Below are 19,213 nucleotides of genomic sequence, written 5' to 3'. Positions count from 1 at the left end.
AGTATAATTATTATCTTAAAGGAGAAAACTCATGGAAGTTTTTGAAAGTCTCAAAGCCAACTTGGTTGGTAAAAATGCTCGTATCGTTCTCCCTGAAGGGGAAGAGCCTCGTATTCTTCAAGCGACTAAACGCCTGGTAAAAGAAACAGAAGTGATTCCTGTTTTGCTTGGAAATCCTGAAAAAATTAAAATCTATCTTGAAATTGAAGGTATTGAGGACGGTTATGAAGTCATCGACCCTCAACACTACGATAAATTTGAAGAAATGGTTGCTGCCTTGGTAGAACGTCGCAAGGGCAAAATGTCTGAAGAAGATGCACGCAAGGTTTTGGTTGAAGATGTCAACTATTTTGGTGTTATGTTGGTTTACTTGGGCTTGGTTGATGGAATGGTGTCAGGAGCGATTCACTCAACAGCTTCAACAGTTCGTCCAGCCCTTCAAATCATCAAAACTCGTCCAAATGTAACTCGTACTTCAGGTGCCTTTCTCATGGTTCGTGGTACTGAACGTTATCTGTTTGGAGACTGTGCCATCAATATCAATCCAGATGCAGAAGCCTTGGCTGAAATTGCTATTAATTCAGCAATCACAGCTAAGATGTTTGGCATCGAACCTAAAATTGCCATGCTGAGCTATTCTACTAAAGGTTCTGGATTTGGTGAAAGCGTTGATAAGGTTGTTGAAGCAACTAAAATTGCTCACGACTTGCGCCCTGACCTTGAAATCGATGGTGAGTTGCAATTTGATGCAGCCTTTGTTCCTGAAACTGCAGCTTTGAAAGCTCCTGGAAGTACAGTAGCTGGTCAAGCAAATGTCTTTATCTTCCCAGGTATCGAGGCAGGAAATATCGGCTACAAGATGGCCGAACGTCTCGGTGGTTTTGCGGCTGTTGGTCCTGTTTTGCAAGGTTTGAACAAGCCAGTTAACGACCTTTCTCGTGGATGTAATGCTGATGATGTTTACAAGTTAACACTTATCACAGCAGCCCAGGCAGTTCATCAATAAGATTTAGTCCTCTTTCCCTTGGGAAGAGGCTTTTTAATACTAGGAAAAGGACAGTTAGGGTCTTCTGTGTTATACTAGAGATATGTTAGATTTGAAAGAATATGGTATTGTCATGTGGCCGGAGGAGAAGATTGTTTCTTTCCGTGAGAAACTTCTCGCTTGGTATAATGAAAACAAAAGAGATTTACCTTGGAGGAGAAGTAAAAATCCTTATCACATCTGGGTATCTGAAATCATGCTCCAGCAGACCAGAGTGGATACGGTTATTCCTTATTACGAACGTTTCTTGGACTGGTTTCCAACAGTGGAAAGTTTGGCGAATGCGCCTGAAGAGCGTTTGTTGAAGGCTTGGGAAGGTTTGGGCTATTATTCTCGAGTACGCAATATGCAGGCTGCGGCTCAGCAGATTATGGCTGACTTTGGTGGTCAATTTCCAAACACCTATGAAGGAATTTCCAGCTTGAAAGGGATTGGTCCTTACACAGCAGGAGCCATTTCCAGTATTGCCTTTAACTTGCCTGAGCCGGCTGTAGATGGTAATGTCATGCGAGTGCTGGCACGTCTGTTTGAAGTCAACCACGATATTGGCATTCCAAGTAATCGTAAAATTTTTCAGGCAATGATGGAAATCCTGATTGACCCAGAACGTCCGGGTGACTTTAATCAAGCTTTGATGGACTTAGGATCAGATATTGAGGCGCCTGTATATCCCAGACCAGAAGAAAGCCCAGTTAAGGACTTTAGTGCGGCATATCAGAATGGAACCATGGATCGTTATCCAATCAAGGCTCCCAAGAAAAAGCCTGTCCCAATTTATCTTAAAGCCTTGGTGGTCAAAAATACTCAGGGACAATTTTTACTTGAAAAAAATGAAAGCGAAAAGTTATTGGCAGGATTTTGGCATTTCCCCTTGATAGAAGTTGATAACTTTTCGCAAGAAGAGCAGTTTGACCTCTTTCATCAGGTTGCAGAAGAAAGTGTGAATTTTGGCCCCAGTCCAGAAGAGAGTTTCCAGCAGGACTATGACCTAGATGTTGATTGGCTTGATGTTTATTTTGACACTGTCAAGCATGTCTTTAGTCATCGCAAGTGGCATGTTCAAATTGTAGCAGGTCAAGTGACTGACTTTCATAACTTTTCAGATAGGGAAGTTCGCTGGCTTTCACCAGAAGAGTTTAAGAATTACCCACTTGCCAAACCCCAACAAAAAATCTGGCAGGTTTATGCACCAGCCAACTTAGACAGTAGCAAAGACTAGCTATTGTGTCTTCTTGTTATTTTTTTGATATAATAGTAGAGAAAAAGGTGAACAAATGAAAAAAATATTAATTGTAGATGATGAAAAACCAATCTCGGATATTATCAAGTTTAATATGACCAAGGAAGGTTACGAGGTTGTAACTGCTTTTAATGGTCGTGAAGCACTAGAGCAATTTGAAGCAGAGCAACCAGATATTATTATTCTGGATTTGATGCTTCCAGAAATTGATGGTTTAGAAGTTGCTAAGACCATTCGCAAGACAAGTAGTGTGCCTATTATCATGCTTTCTGCTAAAGACAGTGAATTTGATAAGGTTATCGGTTTAGAGCTTGGTGCAGATGACTATGTAACCAAACCCTTCTCAAATCGTGAGTTGCAGGCGCGTGTTAAAGCTCTTCTTCGTCGTACGGACTTGGTTTCTGTAGATAATCAAGAGTCAGATGAAAAGAAAACCCAACCTTTGCAAATTGGGGACTTGGAGATTGTACCAGATGCCTATGTGGCTAAAAAATACGGTGAAGAACTAGACTTGACCCACCGTGAATTTGAACTCTTGTACCACTTGGCTTCTCATATTGGTCAAGTGATTACCCGTGAACACTTGCTTGAAACGGTCTGGGGTTATGATTATTTCGGAGATGTTCGGACTGTTGACGTAACTATCAGACGTTTGCGTGAGAAGATTGAAGATACACCTAGTCGTCCAGAGTATATCCTAACACGTCGTGGTGTTGGTTATTATATGAGAAATAATGATTGAATTGATTAGAAAAAATATTCTTACTAGTGATTTTATCTTCATTTTAATTTTATTGGGTTTTATCTTGATTGTTACTTTGCTTTTACTAGAAAATAGGCAAGATAATATTCGGTTGAAGCAAATTAATCAAAAAGTTAAAGACTTGATTGCAGGAGATTATTCTCAGGTATTGGATATGCAGGGAAGCTCTGAAATCACTAATATTACCAATAATCTCAATGATTTATCAGAAGTAATTCGCTTGACCCAAGAAAATCTGGAACAAGAGAGTAAACGATTGCACAGTATCCTCTCTTACATGACGGATGGAGTCCTTGCGACCAATCGTCGTGGTAAGATTACTATGATTAATGACATGGCTAAGAAACAGCTAGGTGTTCAGAAAGAAGAGGTTCTCAATAAAAGTATTCTAGAATTGCTTAAGATTGAAGATGAGTATGAACTTCGTGATTTGATTACCCAAGTTCCTGAGCTTATGATTGATTCTCAGGATGCTAATGGTGAATATCTGAGCCTTCGTGTACGTTTTGCCTTGGTTCGTCGTGAGTCTGGCTTTATTTCTGGTTTGGTTGCTGTTTTACACGATACGACGGAGCAGGAGAAGGAGGAGCGCGAACGGAGACTCTTTGTTTCGAACGTTAGTCATGAGTTACGAACTCCTTTGACTAGCGTAAAATCCTATCTTGAAGCCTTGGATGAGGGGGCCTTGTCAGAACCTGTCGCACCAGACTTTATCAAGGTATCTCTAGATGAAACCAACCGTATGATGCGGATGGTGACAGATCTTCTCCATCTTTCACGTATTGATAATGCAACCACTCATCTAGATGTGGAACTGATTAACTTCACAGCTTTTATTACCTTTATCCTTAACCGTTTTGATAAGATGAGGGGATCAGATGAAGAGAAGAAATACGAATTGGTTAGAGATTATCCGATTACCTCTGTCTGGATTGAAATTGATACAGACAAGATGACGCAGGTGATTGATAACATTCTCAACAATGCCATTAAATATTCTCCAGATGGTGGAAAAATCACAGTGACCATGAAGACAACTGATGATCAGATGATTTTATCCATTTCAGACCAAGGATTGGGGATACCAAAGCAAGATTTGCCTCGAATCTTTGACCGTTTTTATCGTGTGGATCGTGCTAGAAGTCGTGCCCAAGGTGGTACTGGTTTAGGACTAGCTATTGCTAAAGAGATTATCAAACAACATAAGGGCTTTATTTGGGCCAAGAGTGAATACGGTAAGGGATCAACCTTCACCATTGTGCTTCCTTATGATAAGGATGCAGTGAAGGAAGAAGTATGGGAGGACGAAGTAGAAGACTAGAATGAGTGAAACAGGCTTTAAATACAGTATTTTAGCGTCGGGTTCCAGTGGAAATTCCTTTTATCTGGAAACTCCAAAAAAGAAGCTTTTAGTGGATGCAGGCTTGTCGGGCAAGAAAATTACCAGCTTACTTGCTGAAATAAATCGCAAACCAGAGGACTTGGATGCCATCTTGATTACGCATGAGCATTCTGACCATATTCATGGAGTGGGTGTTTTGGCTCGCAAGTATGGTATGGATTTGTATGCCAATGAAAAGACCTGGCAGGCTATGGAAAATAGCAAGTATCTTGGCAAGGTGGATTCTTCGCAAAAGCATATCTTTGAGATGGGTAAAACTAAAACCTTTGGAGATATCGACATCGAGAGTTTTGGTGTAAGCCATGATGCAGTCGCGCCACAGTTCTATCGTTTTATGAAGGATGATAAAAGTTTTGTCATGCTGACTGATACAGGTTATGTTAGTGACCGTATGGCAGGAATTGTCGAAAATGCGGACGGCTATCTTATCGAGTCCAACCATGATGTAGAGATTCTGCGAGCAGGTTCTTATGCTTGGCGACTCAAACAACGAATCCTATCGGATCTCGGTCACCTTTCTAACGAGGATGGTGCCGAAGCTATGATTCGTACCTTAGGAAATCGCACTAAGAAAATCTACCTTGGTCACTTGTCTAAGGAAAACAATATCAAGGAGCTGGCTCACATGACTATGGTCAATCAGCTAGCTCAAGCTGATCTGGGAGTCGGAGTAGACTTTAAGGTTTATGATACCTCACCAGATACCGCAACACCATTGACAGACATATAGAAAGAACGCTGAGAAGGTGTTCTTTTTATATTGACTGAACACCTAAAAAGTAATACAATGGTGTTACCATTAAAAAAGGGAGTGCAAAAAATGACTACTATTACATTAAAAGTTTCTGAAGCTGACAAAACATTTATGAAAGCAATGGCTAAGTTTGAAGGAGTTTCCCTGTCGGAACTTATCCGCACCAAAACTCTTGAAGCTCTAGAAGATGAATACGATGCTCGTGTGGCAGATTTAGCCTATCAAGAGTATTTAGAAGACTTGGAAAAAGGAGTTGAACCCATTACTTGGGAAGAAATGATGCATGATTTAGGCTTGGAGGATGAATAATTTGTATAAATTAGTTCCAACAAGACGTTTCATCAAGCAATTGAAAAAATTGGATCGTTATACGCAGAAGATAATTACAAACTATTTACAAACCAATGTTTTGGAAGACCCAAGACGACACGGAAAGGCTTTGGTTGGTAATCGCGTTGGTCAATGGCGCTATAGAATTGGTAATTATCGAGTTATCGTACAAATTGTAGATGATGAATTAGTCATTGCTACTTTAGAAGTTGGTCATCGGAGAGATATTTATTGAATTAAAGTTGAGTAATAACAGTATAGAAAGTGAGGAGAGTAAAATTTGAAGAAAAAATGGTTTTTTGCAGATTATTATGATACAACAATTATTTTACTTGCTTTAATCTCTGTTATTCTGGTATTACTTGGATTTGCTGAGATGATTGATTTAGACAGTCCTCCATACAGTATTATTGACTTACTACTTTGGTTTGTGTTTGTGGTAGATTATGTTTGGCGGTTCTTTTCAAGTGAAGCAAAATGGAGGTTTATACTTGAAAATATCTTTGACTTGTTAGCTATCCTTCCTTTAAATGCTATTTTTACAGTATTTCGATTAGGGCGTATTTTCCGCTTAGCAAGGCTGACAAAATTACTGAAACTGACTCGTTTACTTAGAATAATTGGACTTACAGGTAAATTAGAAAGAAAAATTAGTAGATTCTTACGGACAAATGGCCTGATTTATATCTTGTATGTTAATATCTTTATTGTTCTAGTAGGAAGTTCAATTTTATCTGTAGTTGAAGAAAAATCTTTCTCAGATAGTCTTTGGTGGGCTCTTGTGACAGTAACCACTGTTGGTTATGGTGATATTGTTCCAGTTTCCCTTTTTGGGAAATGGCTAGCTGTTTTATTAATGTTGGTAGGGATTAGTACAATAGGAATGTTAACAAGTGCCTTGACGAACTTTTTTGTAAAAGATAATCCAGGTGAACAGATAAAACTTGATAAACTACAAGACGAATTATCGAGCCAAAGAATATTAATAGAGAAACAATCTGAGAAAATCGAAGAACTACAGCGAATGATACAAGATTTGATTGAAAAAAGGTAATTTTGACCATTTAAAAACCACTCGATGAGTGGCTTTTTTACAATCCTGCAAATTCTTTGATTTCTTGTGCTGACATTGAAGAGTCGCAACGGACATTGATTTGTCCATCTGCAATGTGAACGAAGCCTGGTACAGTTGGGATTCCGTAGCGTGAGCGGAATGCTTGTAACTCATTGAGTTGGCTTGATTCTTCACTGTTGATGAAGTAGATGTGAGCTTTAGTTTCAGCTACGACACCTGCCAATGTACCTGCAAATTTACGGCAGTAAGGGCAAGTTTTGCGACCGATAAAGAAGGTTGCAGTTTCTTTTTTATCAAGAGCTTCTTGCGCACGCGCAACTGTAGTGACTTCAAGGTCTTTGATATTATCTAAAAATTGTTCCATGAGATTACCTCGCTTTCATTGATAAGTCTAGTATGCCATAAAGTTTCTAAAATTGCTTAGATTTGATACGAAAAAAAGATGAGATTGGTTGGTCTCATCTTTTATAGGGTTTTATTTTACAAAAGCATTGATTTCTGCTTCGATGTTAGCAATTTTAGCTTGTGATTCTTCGTTGGTTTCACCTACAACTGCAATGTAGAACTTGATTTTTGGTTCTGTCCCTGAAGGGCGAACGGCAATCCACGAACCGTCAGCAAGTGTGTATTTCAACACATCACTTGGAGGAGTTGTCAAGTTTGTAACAGTGCCGTCAGCAGCAGTAGCTGTTTGAGCTTTGAAGTCTTCTACGACAGTGATAGCTGTTGCATTCCATTCTTTTGGAGCATTGTTACGGAATTTAGCCATAATCGCTTTGATTTGTTCAGCACCATCGACACCTGAAAGGGTAACAGAGATAGTTTTTTCAGCGTAGTAGCCGTACTCTTTGTAGATTTCTTCGATACCGTCAGCAAGGGTCAAACCACGTGAACGGTAGTAGGCAGCAAGTTCAGCAACGACAAGAACAGCTTGGATAGCGTCTTTATCACGTACGAATGGTTTAATCAAGTAACCGAAGCTTTCTTCAAATCCCATCATGTAAGTGTGATTGTGTTTTTCTTCGAATTCTTGGATTTTTTCAGCGATGAATTTGAAACCAGTCAGAACGTTGAACATAGTTGCGCCGTAGCTTTCAGCAATCTTCGTTACCAAGTCAGTTGATACGATAGATTTGCAAAGGGCTGCATTTTCAGGCAGAGTTCCGGCATTTTTGTGGGCTTCCAAGATGTATTTTGCCATGATAGCACCGATTTGGTTACCTGAAAGGTTGAGGTAGCTACCATCTTTTTGAAGAACTTCAACACCAACACGGTCAGCATCAGGGTCAGTTGCCACAAGAACATCTGCACCAACTTGACGACCAAGTTCTTCAGCAAGGGCAAAGGCTGCTTGGCTTTCTGGGTTTGGAGATTTTACAGTTGAGAAGTCAGGATCGGCAGTTGCTTGCGCTTCAACGACTTGAACAGAGTCAAATCCTGCTTGGGCAAGAGCACGACGAGCCAACATTTCACCAGTACCATGAAGTGGTGTGTAGACAATTTTCATGTCTTTACCAAATTCTTCAATCAAGGCTGGGTTGATGTTTACGTTCTTAACCTCTTTAAGGTATTCTACGTCAACAGCTTCGCCGATAACTTCAATCAAGCCAGAAGCTTTTTCAGCTTCCACATCAGCAACTTCTACCGCAAATAGATTTTCGATTGCACGGATATAAGTAGTCAAAGCGTCTGCGTCGTGTGGAGGCATTTGTCCACCGTCTTCACCGTAAACCTTGTACCCGTTAAATGGTGCAGGGTTGTGGCTGGCTGTGACCATGATACCCGCGAAACAGTTGAGGTGACGAACTGCAAATGATAGTTCTGGAGTTGGACGAAGGCTTTCAAATACATAAGATTTGATGCCGTGTTTAGCAAGAACTGCCGCAGACTCAAAGGCAAACTCAGGTGAGAAGTGACGGCTATCGTAGGCAATTGCCACACCACGTTCTTTTTCATTTCCACCTTTTGACTCGATCAAACGAGCCAATCCTTCAGTAGCTTGGCGAACAACGTAGATGTTGATACGGTTTGTACCAGCACCAATCAACCCACGCATACCTGCAGTACCAAATTCAAGGTTTGTATAGAAGGCATCTTCCTTCGTTTTTTCATCCATATTTTCTAAATCTTGACGAAGGTAGTCAGGAAGCTCCGCAAAATCAACCCATTTCTGGTAATTTTCTTGGTAAGACATTGAAATTCTCCTTTTTGTAAATTGTTTTAACCGTTCACATTATAGCACTTTTTAGCGTTTTAGTAAAACCTTAGCATAACTTACATAAAAGTAGTAACATATGCCTGTTTATCAAGTCTTGAATGCCTTAGGGAAACATGCTATACTACTTTTATGATTATTTTACAAGCTAATAAAATTGAACGTTCTTTTGCAGGAGAGGTTCTTTTTGATAATATTAACCTACAAGTTGATGAACGTGATCGGATAGCCCTTGTTGGGAAAAATGGTGCAGGTAAGTCTACTCTTTTGAAGATTTTGGTTGGAGAAGAGGAGCCAACTAGTGGTGAAATCAATAAGAAAAAAGATATTTCTCTGTCTTACCTAGCTCAAGATAGCCGTTTTGAGTCTGAAAATACCATCTACGATGAGATGCTTCATGTCTTTGATGACTTGCGTCGGACTGAGAAACAACTTCGTCAGATGGAGCTGGAGATGGGTGAAAAATCTGGTGAAGATTTGGATAAACTGATGTCAGATTACGACCGCTTATCTGAGAATTTTCGCCAAGCAGGTGGCTTTACCTATGAAGCTGATATACGAGCGATTTTGAATGGATTCAAGTTTGACGAATCTATGTGGCAGATGAAAATTGCCGAGCTTTCGGGTGGTCAAAATACTCGTCTGGCACTTGCCAAAATGCTCCTTGAAAAGCCAAATCTCTTGGTCTTGGACGAGCCAACCAACCACTTGGATATTGAAACTATCGCTTGGCTAGAGAATTACTTGGTAAACTATAGCGGCGCCCTTATTATTGTCAGCCACGACCGTTATTTCTTAGATAAGGTTGCGACAATTACGCTAGATTTGACCAAGCATTCCTTGGATCGCTATGTGGGTAACTACTCTCGTTTTGTTGAGTTAAAGGAGCAAAAGCTAGCTACTGAGGCAAAAAACTATGAAAAGCAACAAAAGGAAATCGCTGCTCTGGAAGACTTTGTCAATCGCAATCTAGTACGTGCTTCGACGACCAAACGAGCCCAATCTCGACGCAAACAACTGGAAAAAATGGAGCGTTTGGACAAACCTGAAGCTGGCAAGAAATCAGCCAACATGACCTTCCAGTCTGAAAAAACGTCGGGCAATGTTGTTTTGACTGTTGAGAATGCAGCTATTGGCTATGATGGGGAAATATTGTCAGATCCTATCAACCTAGACCTTCGTAAGATGAATGCTGTTGCTATTGTTGGACCAAATGGTATTGGCAAGTCAACCTTTATCAAGTCTATTGTGGACCAGATTCCTTTTATCAAGGGTGAGAAGCGCTTTGGCGCCAATGTTGAGGTTGGTTACTATGACCAAACCCAAAGCAAGCTGACACCAAGTAATACTGTACTGGATGAACTCTGGAATGATTTTAAACTGACACCAGAAGTTGAAATTCGTAACCGTCTAGGTGCCTTCCTTTTCTCAGGAGATGATGTTAAAAAATCAGTCGGCATGCTGTCTGGTGGCGAGAAAGCCCGTTTACTTCTGGCTAAACTTTCCATGGAAAACAACAACTTCTTGATTCTGGATGAGCCAACCAACCACTTGGATATTGATAGCAAGGAAGTGTTGGAAAATGCCTTGATTGACTTTGATGGAACTCTTCTATTCGTCAGTCACGACCGTTACTTTATCAATCGTGTGGCAACTCATGTACTGGAATTGTCTGAGAATGGATCAACTCTCTATCTTGGAGATTACGACTACTATGTCGAGAAGAAAGCAGAAGTAGAAATGATTCAAACTGAGGAAATTTCAACTACTAATCAAGCAAAAGAAGCAAGTCCAGTTAATGACTATCAAGCTCAGAAAGAAAGTCAAAAAGAAGCCCGTAAACTCATGCGACAAATCGAAAGTCTAGAAGCTGAAATCGAAGAGTTAGAAAGTCAAAGCCAAGACATTTCTGAACAAATGTTGGAAACAAACGATGCCGGCAAACTGGTGGAATTGCAGGCTGAACTGGACAAAATCAGCCATCGTCAGGAAGAAGCCATGCTTGAGTGGGAACAATTATCAGAGCAGGTGTAAGATTTCTAAGTTTTCTGCCCTTCTCCATTGTGAGGAGGGCTTAGTTTATGGTAAAATGGTTTTATGAATAAAAGAATGAATGAGTTAGTCGCCTTGCTCAATCGCTATGCGACTGAGTACTATACCAGCGACAATCCGTCGGTTTCAGATAGTGAGTATGACCGCCTTTACCGTGAGTTGGTTGAGTTGGAGGCTGCCTATCCAGATCAAGTATTAGCAGACAGTCCGACCCATCGTGTTGGTGGCAAGGTTTTAGATGGTTTTGAAAAATACAGTCATCAGTATCCTCTTTATAGTTTGCAGGATGCTTTTTCACGTGAGGAGCTTGAAGCTTTTGATGCACGTGTTCGTAAGGAAGTGGCTCATCCAACCTATATTTGTGAGCTGAAAATCGATGGCTTGTCTATCTCGCTGACTTATGAAAAGGGGATTTTGCTTGCTGGTGCAACACGTGGAGACGGTTCTGTTGGGGAGAATATCACGGAAAACCTCAAGCGTGTTAAGGACATTCCTTTGACCTTACCAGAAGAACTTGATATTACAGTTCGTGGGGAATGTTATATGCCACGCTCTTCTTTTGACCAGGTCAACCAAGCACGACAAGAAAATGGAGAGCCTGAATTTGCCAATCCTCGGAATGCGGCAGCAGGCACCCTGCGACAGTTGGATACAGCAGTAGTTGCCAAGCGCAATCTTGCTACCTTCCTCTATCAAGAAGCCAGCCCTTCAACTCGTGATAGCCAAGAAAAGGTTTTGAAGCACCTTGAACAACTTGGTTTTGTGGTCAATCCTAAGCGAATCTTGGCTGAAAATATAGATGAAATCTGGGATTTTATCCAAGAAGTAGGACAAGAACGGGAAAATCTGCCTTACGATATTGATGGGGTGGTGATCAAGGTCAATGACCTAGCAAGCCAAGAAGAACTTGGTTTTACCGTTAAGGCTCCAAAGTGGGCAGTAGCCTACAAGTTTCCTGCTGAAGAAAAAGAAGCTCAACTACTCTCAGTTGACTGGACAGTTGGCCGTACGGGTGTTGTAACCCCAACTGCGAATTTAACACCAGTACAGCTAGCTGGTACAACTGTTAGCCGTGCGACCCTGCACAATGTGGATTATATTGCTGAAAAAGATATCCGCAAAGACGATACGGTTATAGTATATAAGGCTGGGGACATCATCCCTGCCGTTTTACGTGTGGTAGAGTCCAAACGGGTTTCTGAAGAAAAACTAGATATCCCTACAAACTGCCCAAGTTGTAATTCTGGCTTGTTGCACTTTGAAGATGAAGTGGCCCTTCGTTGTATCAATCCGCGTTGTCCTGCCCAAATCATGGAAGGTTTGATTCACTTTGCTTCTCGAGATGCCATGAATATCACAGGCCTTGGGCCATCTATTATTGAGAAACTCTTTGCTGCAGATCTAGTCAAGGATGTGGCAGATATTTACCATTTGAAAGAAGAAGATTTCCTCCTTTTAGAGGGGGTCAAGGAAAAGTCTGCTGCTAAACTGTATCAAGCCATTCAAGCATCTAAGGAAAATTCTGCCGAGAAGCTCTTATTTGGTTTGGGAATTCGCCATGTCGGAAGCAAGGCCAGTCAGCTTTTACTCCAACATTTTCACTCGATTGAAAATCTGGCTCAGGCAGATTCAGAGGAAGTGGCTAGTATTGAAAGTCTGGGTGGTGTGATTGCCAAGAGTCTCCAGACTTATTTTGCGACAGAAGGCTCTGAAATTCTCCTCAGAGAATTGAAAGAAGCTGGGGTCAATCTGGATTATAAAGGTCAGACTGTAGTGGCAGATGCGACCTTGTCAGGTTTGACCGTTGTATTGACTGGAAAATTGGAACGTCTCAAGCGCTCAGAAGCTAAAAGCAAACTCGAAAGTTTGGGTGCCAAGGTAACAGGCAGTGTGTCTAAAAAGACCGACCTCGTCGTGGCAGGTGCAGATGCTGGAAGTAAACTTCAAAAAGCACAAGAACTTGGTATTGAAGTTCGAGATGAAGCTTGGCTCGAAAGTTTGTAAAGAATAGTAGAAGGCTAGATGTTAGATAGTCTGAAACTGTCTATCCTGAAGTGTTTTGACATGAATTGAGTCTATCTTGAGTCAGAAATTAAATTGCTGAATCTATCAGCACCACATAAAAAATTAAATTAAAATTAGAAATTAGGAAAAGAAATGTTAAATTACCCTGTAGTCATCCATTTTCATCGAAAAAACGGGGATTATGCAGCCTGTTCATTTAGTAGAAAACAGGCGGACAATGTTGAAAAATTGTATTATGAAAATAACTTTTTTGGAGCAAAGTTCTCCTTCACAGTTACAAGTCAAGAAAAGTTAGAAAACCTGAAGTTTTCTGTCGAGATTGATGGGACAGTTAAGGAATATTCCGTGCGTTATAACTACTATCCGCTTCTGACAGAAGTTTGGATTTTAGAGGGCGACGAGACTGTTTATTATTCTGAAAACCCAGCCATTGCTAGTCCTTACTACAAAGATCAAAATCCATTTGCTTTTGATAGAGCAATACATAGCGCTAGTTTTGATCACCACTGGGGCTACCAAGGAGAACTAGGTTACAGTCTTTCAGATTATCAGACTAGCTTTAAACTTTGGGCTCCTACGGCTACTGCTGTACAGGTGGTTGTCTACGAAAATACCAGCAACGACGCTCCGATTTGGAAAACCTTTAATCTAGAGCGTGGTAATAGCTATTCATACAGTCATAAGTACAATACCATTGGTGTTTGGAGTCTAGACTTAGATGAAAATCTTGCTGGCAAGGCTTATCAGTATCAGATTGACTTTCCTCACCACCAGACTGTGACGAGAGATCCTTACACGATTGCCACAAGTCCTGACGGCAAACGTTCCGTAATTCTTTCTCATCAAGACAGACAAGTAGAAGGATTTGTGGTCAAACATGGAACAGAAGCGCCTTGGCGTTTGGAAAATCCATGTAAAGCAGTTATCTGTGAAATGCATATCCGAGATTTAACCAAATCTCCGACCTCTGGAGTTGCAGAGCATCTCCGTGGAACCTTCCTTGGTGCTGCCCAGACTGGAACTGTAAACCAATTCGGACAAGCAACCGCCTTTGACTATATCAAAGAACTTGGCTGCAACTATGTTCAACTCCAGCCTATCTTTGATCGCCATAAGGAATACGATGAGGATGGAAATGTAACCTATAACTGGGGTTATGACCCTCAAAACTACAATGCACCAGAACCAAGTTTTTCTAGTAATCCAGATGATCCAGGGCAGGTCATTCGTGATTTGAAGACCATGGTTCAAGCCTATCACGATGCGGGGATTGGTGTCATTATGGACGTGGTTTATAATCACACCTTTTCAACGGTTGATGCACCTTTCCAAACAACTGTCCCTGATTACTACTATCGTATGAATCCAGACGGTACCTTCCAGAATGGAACAGGTGTTGGAAATGAAACAGCCAGTGAACACGAAATGTTCCGCAAGTACATGATTGATTCTCTTCTATACTGGGTACAGGAATACAATATTGACGGCTTCCGTTTTGACTTGATGGGTATTCATAATGTCAAAACCATGCAAGCGATTCGTTGGGCGCTAGATGAGGTTGATCCCCGTATTATCACTTATGGAGAAGGCTGGGATATGGGAACAGGTCTTGCAACTTATGATAAGGCCAAGAAGGATAATGCCTACCAAATGCCAAATATCGGATTCTTCAATGATAATCAGCGTGATGCGGTCAAAGGAGGAGAAGTTTATGGTGCAATCAAGTCAGGATTTGTAAGTGGTGCAGCCACTGAACCAATCATTGCCAAGGCCATTCTTGGTAGCCGAGAATTGGGTTCTTATCTCAGTCCAAACCAGGTTCTCAACTATGTTGAAGCCCATGACAATTACAATCTTCATGATTTGTTGGCGACTCTTCATCCTGATCAAAGTTCAGACCAGATTATGCGCAAGGTTGAGACGGCGACAGTAATGAACCTTCTCATGCAAGGAATGTCCTTTATGGAAATTGGCCAAGAATTTGGTCGAACCAAATTAATTCCGACGGGTGAACATGGACAACTCACTTCGGCAGACCGAGAACGTGCTATGAATAGTTACAACGCTCCTGACAGTGTTAACCAAATAAACTGGGATTTAATCAATGAAAGACAAGAAAGCATTGACTTTGTCCGTCAAATTATTCGACTGAAAACACAGACTAGCGCCTTTTCTTATCCTACATACGAAGAAGTTTACCGTCATGTCTTTGTTCACACAGCTGCAGAAAATAGCGGATGGATTGTTTACGAGATTCACGGGGGGCCAGAACATCTATTGGTAGTATTCAATGCCAAGGGAACTTCCTTATACTTTGAAAATGCAGGAAATCTAGAAATGCTTGTGACCAATAGTCGTTCGAAACAAGAAAATGTCATTGATGATACTAGTGTCGCAGTGCTAAAAGTACTCTCTTAAATGCATAAACTAAAAAGGGTTAGATTGTCTAATCCTTTTTATCATTTATAAGTTTTCAATGAAGATTAGAATCAAGTTTCAAATAGTTTGAAAAACCAAGCTTGTGAAAATAATCTCAAAAAAATTGCAAAAAGGGTTGTAATTTTCTGAAAATTTGGTAAAATATATCTTAATCATTTTCAGGAGGACGAGAATTTGACAAGATATCAGAATTTAGTAAATGGAAAATGGAAATCAGCTGAAAAAGAAATTACGATTTATTCACCAATAAACCAAGAAGAATTAGGGACTGTTCCAGCTATGACTCAGGCAGAAGTAGATGAGGCTATGAAAGCTGCGCGTGCAGCCCTGCCAGCTTGGCGAGCTTTATCAGCAGTTGAACGTGCGGCTTATTTGCACAAAACAGCAGCTATTTTAGAACGTGATAAGGAAGAAATTGGTACTATACTTGCCAAAGAAGTGGCAAAGGGAATTAAAGCAGCTATTGGAGAAGTGGTGCGTACCGCAGACTTGATTCGCTATGCTGCTGAGGAAGGTCTCCGTATCACTGGACAAGCAATGGAAGGTGGCGGTTTTGAAGCAGCAAGTAAAAATAAATTGGCCGTTGTTCGTCGCGAGCCAGTTGGTGTCGTGCTGGCTATCGCTCCCTTTAATTATCCAGTTAATTTATCTGCTTCTAAAATTGCACCTGCCTTGATTGCAGGGAATGTAGTCATGTTTAAGCCACCAACACAAGGTTCTATTTCTGGGCTCTTGTTGGCTAAAGCGTTTGAAGAAGCAGGGATTCCGGCTGGTGTTTTCAATACCATTACGGGTCGTGGTTCAGAAATTGGGGATTATATCATTGAACACAAAGAAGTCAACTTCATCAACTTTACAGGTTCAACTCCTATCGGAGAACGTATTGGTCGTTTAGCTGGTATGCGTCCAATCATGTTGGAGCTTGGTGGGAAAGATGCAGCCTTAGTACTAGAAGATGCAGATTTGGAACATGCTGCCAAGCAAATTGTTGCGGGTGCCTTTAGCTATTCAGGTCAACGTTGCACAGCCATTAAACGTGTTATTGTTATCGAAAGTGTAGCAGATACACTAGCTGCTTTGCTTCAAGCAGAGGTTACTAAATTAACAGTTGGCGATCCATTCGACAATGCTGATATCACACCAGTTATCGACAATGCTTCAGCAGACTTTATTTGGGGCTTGATTGATGATGCACAAGAAAAAGGTGCTCAGGCTCTTACACCAATCAAACGCGAAGGCAATCTTCTATGGCCAGTGCTTTTTGACCAAGTTACAAAAGATATGAAAGTGGCATGGGAAGAGCCATTTGGTCCTGTTTTACCAATTATCCGTGTGGCTAGTGTAGAGGAAGCCATTGCCTTTGCCAACGAATCTGAATTCGGCCTTCAATCCTCAGTCTTTACAAATGATTTCAAAAAAGCATTTGAAATTGCTGAAAAACTTGAAGTGGGTACAGTTCATATAAATAATAAAACCCAGCGTGGTCCAGATAATTTCCCATTCCTTGGTGTCAAAGGTTCTGGCGCTGGAGTGCAAGGAATTAAATATAGTATTGAAGCGATGACAAATGTCAAATCCATTGTTTTTGATGTGAAATGAAATGTAAAATCAGGAAAATTACTTCCTGATTTTATTCTTTTCAAAAAAATACAGTTTAAAATTGATAAAAAACGAATATTCTGCTATTATAATAAAAAAATATATGGAAATTGTTTCGTGTTCTATTTTCTGGATATCTTTTTTAAAATGCTAGGTAATTTTTTGAAGGCTTTCATAAAAAAATATGATTTCCTTCGTAAATTACTTGAAAGTTATCTTAAAAGAGTGTATAATAGAATTATAGAAAACGCTTACAAAAGAAAGGGGATTGAATGAATAATCAAGAAGCATTAAGAACCTTTACTACAGGTGAGAACTTTCACCTCCAGCATTATTTAGGAGCGCATAGAGAGGAGAAAAACGGAGAAATAGGCTATACCTTTAGGGTTTGGGCCCCAAATGCACAAGCAGTTCATCTAGTTGGTGATTTTACCGATTGGGTTGAAAATCAGATTCCAATGGTTAGAAACGAGGCAGGTGTCTGGGAAGTCTTTACGAGTCAAGCTCAGGAAGGTCAGATTTATAAATATCATATCACGCGTGCAAATGGTCATCAGATTATGAAGATTGATCCTTTGGCAGTTTATTTTGAAGCTAGACCGGGTACAGGAGCAGTTCTGACCAATATCCGTGAAAAGAAATGGAAAGATGGACTTTGGCTAGCACGTCGCAAACGTCTGGGATTTTTCGAGAGACCAGTTAATATATATGAAGCCCATGCAGGGTCTTGGAAGAGAAATCCAGATGGTAGTCCCTATAGTTTTTCACAGCTGAAGGAAGAGTTGATTCCTTATTTAGTTGAAATGAACTATACACATATTGAGTTCATGCCTTTAATGGCTCATCCACTTGGATTGAGCTGGGGCTATCAGCTTATGGGTTACTTTGCTTTTGAACATTCCTATGGTAGACCTGAGGAATTCCAAGATTTCGTTGAAGAGTGTCATATAAATAATATTGGTGTTATTGTAGACTGGGTTCCAGGTCATTTCACTATTAATGATGATGCCTTGGCATATTATGATGGAACACCAACTTTTGAATACCAAGACCACAACAAGGCTCATAACTACGGTTGGGGTGCTCTGAATTTTGACCTCGGGAAAAATGAGGTCCAGTCTTTCCTGATTTCAAGTATTAAATTTTGGATTGATTTTTACCACTTAGATGGTATTCGGGTCGATGCAGTGAGCAATATGCTGTATCTAGATTATGATAATGCTCCTTGGACTCCAAATAAGGACGGCGGAAACCTTAACTATGAAGGTTATTATTTCCTTCAACGTTTGAACACAGTGATTAAGTTAGCTCATCCAGATATCATGATGATTGCAGAAGAAAGTTCATCAGCGACAAAGATTACTGGTATGAAAGAAATGGGCGGCCTTGGCTTTGACTATAAATGGAATATGGGCTGGATGAACGACATTCTCCGTTTCTACGAGGAAGATCCGATTTATCGTAAGTATGACTTTAATCTTGTGACTTTCAGCTTTATGTATGTTTTCAATGAAAACTATCTCCTACCTTTCTCACACGATGAAGTGGTTCATGGCAAAAAGAGTATGATGCATAAGATGTGGGGAGATCGCTACAATCAGTTCGCTGGTCTACGTAATCTCTACACCTATCAAATTTGTCATCCAGGTAAGAAACTCTTGTTCATGGGTAGTGAATACGGGCAATTCCTAGAATGGAAGTCTGAGGAGCAGTTGGAGTGGTCTAATCTAGAAGATCCGATGAATGCCAAGATGAAGCATTTCACTTCACAACTAAATCAATTCTATAAAGAGCATCGTTGTCTTTGGGAAATTGATACTAGTTATGATGGTATCGAGATTATCGATGCTGATAATAGAGATCAGAGTGTCCTTTCCTTTATTCGTAAGGGCAAGAAGGACGAAATGTTAGTCTGTGTCTTTAACATGGCACCAGTTGAACGTAAGGACTTTACGATTGGTTTACCTGTTGCGGGTATTTACGAAGAAGTTTGGAATACAGAGCTGGAAGAATGGGGAGGTGTGTGGAAAGAGCACAATCAAACAGTTCAGACTCAAGAAGGTTTATGGAAGGATTATGAGCAGACTTTGACCTTTACCTTGCCTGCCATGGGAGCAAGTATCTGGAAGATTAAACGTCGTTTGAAACCAGCTAAGAAAAAAGAATAATGAGCTGTTGATTATAATTTTTTAGATTTTAAAAACGGATGTACTTGTATTGGACTTGAAACACAAGAGAAATGGATTTCCTATTATTTTTATAAAAAGTTTGACT

Annotated in this window: 15 protein-coding genes; 13 read left to right on the top strand and 2 right to left on the bottom strand. The window is 40.5% G+C overall.

Annotation, left to right across the window (positions count from 1 at the left end; genetic code table 11):
• Nucleotides 1–31 precede the first annotated feature (31 nt).
• From pta to HMPREF2764_RS05075, 8 genes are all read left to right on the top strand, one after another.
• On the top strand, nt 32–1,006 hold the full coding sequence (pta, locus tag HMPREF2764_RS05110; RefSeq protein WP_000451571.1) for a phosphate acetyltransferase: 975 nt from the start codon (nt 32–34) through the stop codon (nt 1,004–1,006).
• Between the two features lie 82 nt (nt 1,007–1,088).
• Nucleotides 1,089–2,264: an A/G-specific adenine glycosylase gene (gene mutY, locus HMPREF2764_RS05105; protein WP_070527706.1), complete on the top strand. Its 1,176-nt coding sequence runs from the start codon at nt 1,089–1,091 to the stop codon at nt 2,262–2,264.
• A 55-nt stretch (nt 2,265–2,319) separates the two neighbouring features.
• Nucleotides 2,320–3,027 (top strand): response regulator YycF, encoded by a 708-nt coding sequence (gene yycF / locus HMPREF2764_RS05100; RefSeq protein WP_000722072.1) that lies wholly within the window; start codon nt 2,320–2,322, stop codon nt 3,025–3,027.
• Nucleotides 3,020–4,369, top strand: a complete 1,350-nt coding sequence (gene vicK, locus HMPREF2764_RS05095; protein WP_070527703.1) for a cell wall metabolism sensor histidine kinase VicK — start codon at nt 3,020–3,022, stop codon at nt 4,367–4,369. Before yycF ends, vicK begins: the two co-directional genes overlap by 8 nt.
• A gap of 1 nt (nt 4,370) precedes the next feature.
• A complete protein-coding gene (locus HMPREF2764_RS05090; RefSeq protein WP_000004964.1) occupies nt 4,371–5,180 on the top strand; it encodes an MBL fold metallo-hydrolase in 810 nt (269 codons plus the stop codon).
• Nucleotides 5,181–5,270: 90 nt separating this feature from the next.
• Nucleotides 5,271–5,513 carry a type II toxin-antitoxin system RelB family antitoxin gene (gene relB, locus HMPREF2764_RS05085; protein ID WP_000208079.1) on the top strand — a complete coding sequence of 81 codons (243 nt, stop codon included), beginning with the start codon at nt 5,271–5,273 and terminating at the stop codon, nt 5,511–5,513.
• 1 nt (nt 5,514) lies between these two features.
• Nucleotides 5,515–5,769 (top strand): type II toxin-antitoxin system RelE family toxin, encoded by a 255-nt coding sequence (locus HMPREF2764_RS05080; protein ID WP_004239453.1) that lies wholly within the window; start codon nt 5,515–5,517, stop codon nt 5,767–5,769.
• 45 nt (nt 5,770–5,814) lie between these two features.
• The gene (locus HMPREF2764_RS05075; RefSeq protein ID WP_033685149.1) at nt 5,815–6,588 is read left to right on the top strand and encodes a potassium channel family protein; all 774 of its coding nucleotides are present in this window, start codon (nt 5,815–5,817) and stop codon (nt 6,586–6,588) included.
• A 37-nt stretch (nt 6,589–6,625) separates the two neighbouring features.
• Here the strand turns inward: HMPREF2764_RS05075 and HMPREF2764_RS05070 are convergent, their stop codons facing one another.
• Nucleotides 6,626–6,973: a DUF6568 family protein gene (locus tag HMPREF2764_RS05070; RefSeq protein ID WP_070527700.1), complete on the bottom strand. Its 348-nt coding sequence runs from the start codon at nt 6,971–6,973 to the stop codon at nt 6,626–6,628.
• Between the two features lie 111 nt (nt 6,974–7,084).
• Complete coding sequence (locus HMPREF2764_RS05065) at nt 7,085–8,803, bottom strand: phospho-sugar mutase (RefSeq protein WP_070527697.1); 1,719 nt, start codon at nt 8,801–8,803, stop codon at nt 7,085–7,087.
• Nucleotides 8,804–8,956: 153 nt separating this feature from the next.
• Between HMPREF2764_RS05065 and HMPREF2764_RS05060 the strand changes: the two genes are divergently transcribed.
• From HMPREF2764_RS05060 to glgB, 5 genes are all read left to right on the top strand, one after another.
• Nucleotides 8,957–10,858 (top strand): ABC transporter ATP-binding protein, encoded by a 1,902-nt coding sequence (locus HMPREF2764_RS05060; RefSeq protein WP_070527691.1) that lies wholly within the window; start codon nt 8,957–8,959, stop codon nt 10,856–10,858.
• Nucleotides 10,859–10,921: 63 nt separating this feature from the next.
• Nucleotides 10,922–12,880: an NAD-dependent DNA ligase LigA gene (gene ligA, locus HMPREF2764_RS05055; RefSeq protein ID WP_070527688.1), complete on the top strand. Its 1,959-nt coding sequence runs from the start codon at nt 10,922–10,924 to the stop codon at nt 12,878–12,880.
• 153 nt (nt 12,881–13,033) lie between these two features.
• On the top strand, nt 13,034–15,319 hold the full coding sequence (gene pulA, locus HMPREF2764_RS05050) for a type I pullulanase (RefSeq protein ID WP_000935956.1): 2,286 nt from the start codon (nt 13,034–13,036) through the stop codon (nt 15,317–15,319).
• 195 nt (nt 15,320–15,514) lie between these two features.
• On the top strand, nt 15,515–16,939 hold the full coding sequence (locus tag HMPREF2764_RS05045; RefSeq protein WP_000199367.1) for an NADP-dependent glyceraldehyde-3-phosphate dehydrogenase: 1,425 nt from the start codon (nt 15,515–15,517) through the stop codon (nt 16,937–16,939).
• Nucleotides 16,940–17,211: 272 nt separating this feature from the next.
• Nucleotides 17,212–19,107, top strand: coding sequence for a 1,4-alpha-glucan branching protein GlgB (gene glgB / locus HMPREF2764_RS05040; protein WP_070527685.1), 1,896 nt, complete (start codon nt 17,212–17,214; stop codon nt 19,105–19,107).
• Nucleotides 19,108–19,213 lie beyond the last annotated feature (106 nt).

It is taken from the genome of Streptococcus sp. HMSC073F11 (assembly GCF_001810785.1).
Lineage (GTDB): Bacteria > Bacillota > Bacilli > Lactobacillales > Streptococcaceae > Streptococcus.
Note: the sequence above shows the minus strand (reverse complement) of the source record. Positions and strands in the feature narration are given on the sequence as shown.

Excerpts from the sequence above, each read along its gene's own strand:
- pta (WP_000451571.1), top strand. The coding sequence starts at position 32 with ATGGAAGTTTTTGAAAGTCTCAAAGCCAACTTGGTTGGTAAAAATGCT.
- mutY (WP_070527706.1), top strand. The coding sequence starts at position 1,089 with ATGTTAGATTTGAAAGAATATGGTATTGTCATGTGGCCGGAGGAGAAG.
- yycF (WP_000722072.1), top strand. The coding sequence starts at position 2,320 with ATGAAAAAAATATTAATTGTAGATGATGAAAAACCAATCTCGGATATT.
- vicK (WP_070527703.1), top strand. The coding sequence starts at position 3,020 with ATGATTGAATTGATTAGAAAAAATATTCTTACTAGTGATTTTATCTTC.
- HMPREF2764_RS05090 (WP_000004964.1), top strand. The coding sequence starts at position 4,371 with ATGAGTGAAACAGGCTTTAAATACAGTATTTTAGCGTCGGGTTCCAGT.
- relB (WP_000208079.1), top strand. The coding sequence starts at position 5,271 with ATGACTACTATTACATTAAAAGTTTCTGAAGCTGACAAAACATTTATG.
- HMPREF2764_RS05070 (WP_070527700.1), bottom strand. The coding sequence starts at position 6,973 with ATGGAACAATTTTTAGATAATATCAAAGACCTTGAAGTCACTACAGTT.
- HMPREF2764_RS05065 (WP_070527697.1), bottom strand. The coding sequence starts at position 8,803 with ATGTCTTACCAAGAAAATTACCAGAAATGGGTTGATTTTGCGGAGCTT.
- HMPREF2764_RS05060 (WP_070527691.1), top strand. The coding sequence starts at position 8,957 with ATGATTATTTTACAAGCTAATAAAATTGAACGTTCTTTTGCAGGAGAG.
- ligA (WP_070527688.1), top strand. The coding sequence starts at position 10,922 with ATGAATAAAAGAATGAATGAGTTAGTCGCCTTGCTCAATCGCTATGCG.
- pulA (WP_000935956.1), top strand. The coding sequence starts at position 13,034 with ATGTTAAATTACCCTGTAGTCATCCATTTTCATCGAAAAAACGGGGAT.
- glgB (WP_070527685.1), top strand. The coding sequence starts at position 17,212 with ATGAATAATCAAGAAGCATTAAGAACCTTTACTACAGGTGAGAACTTT.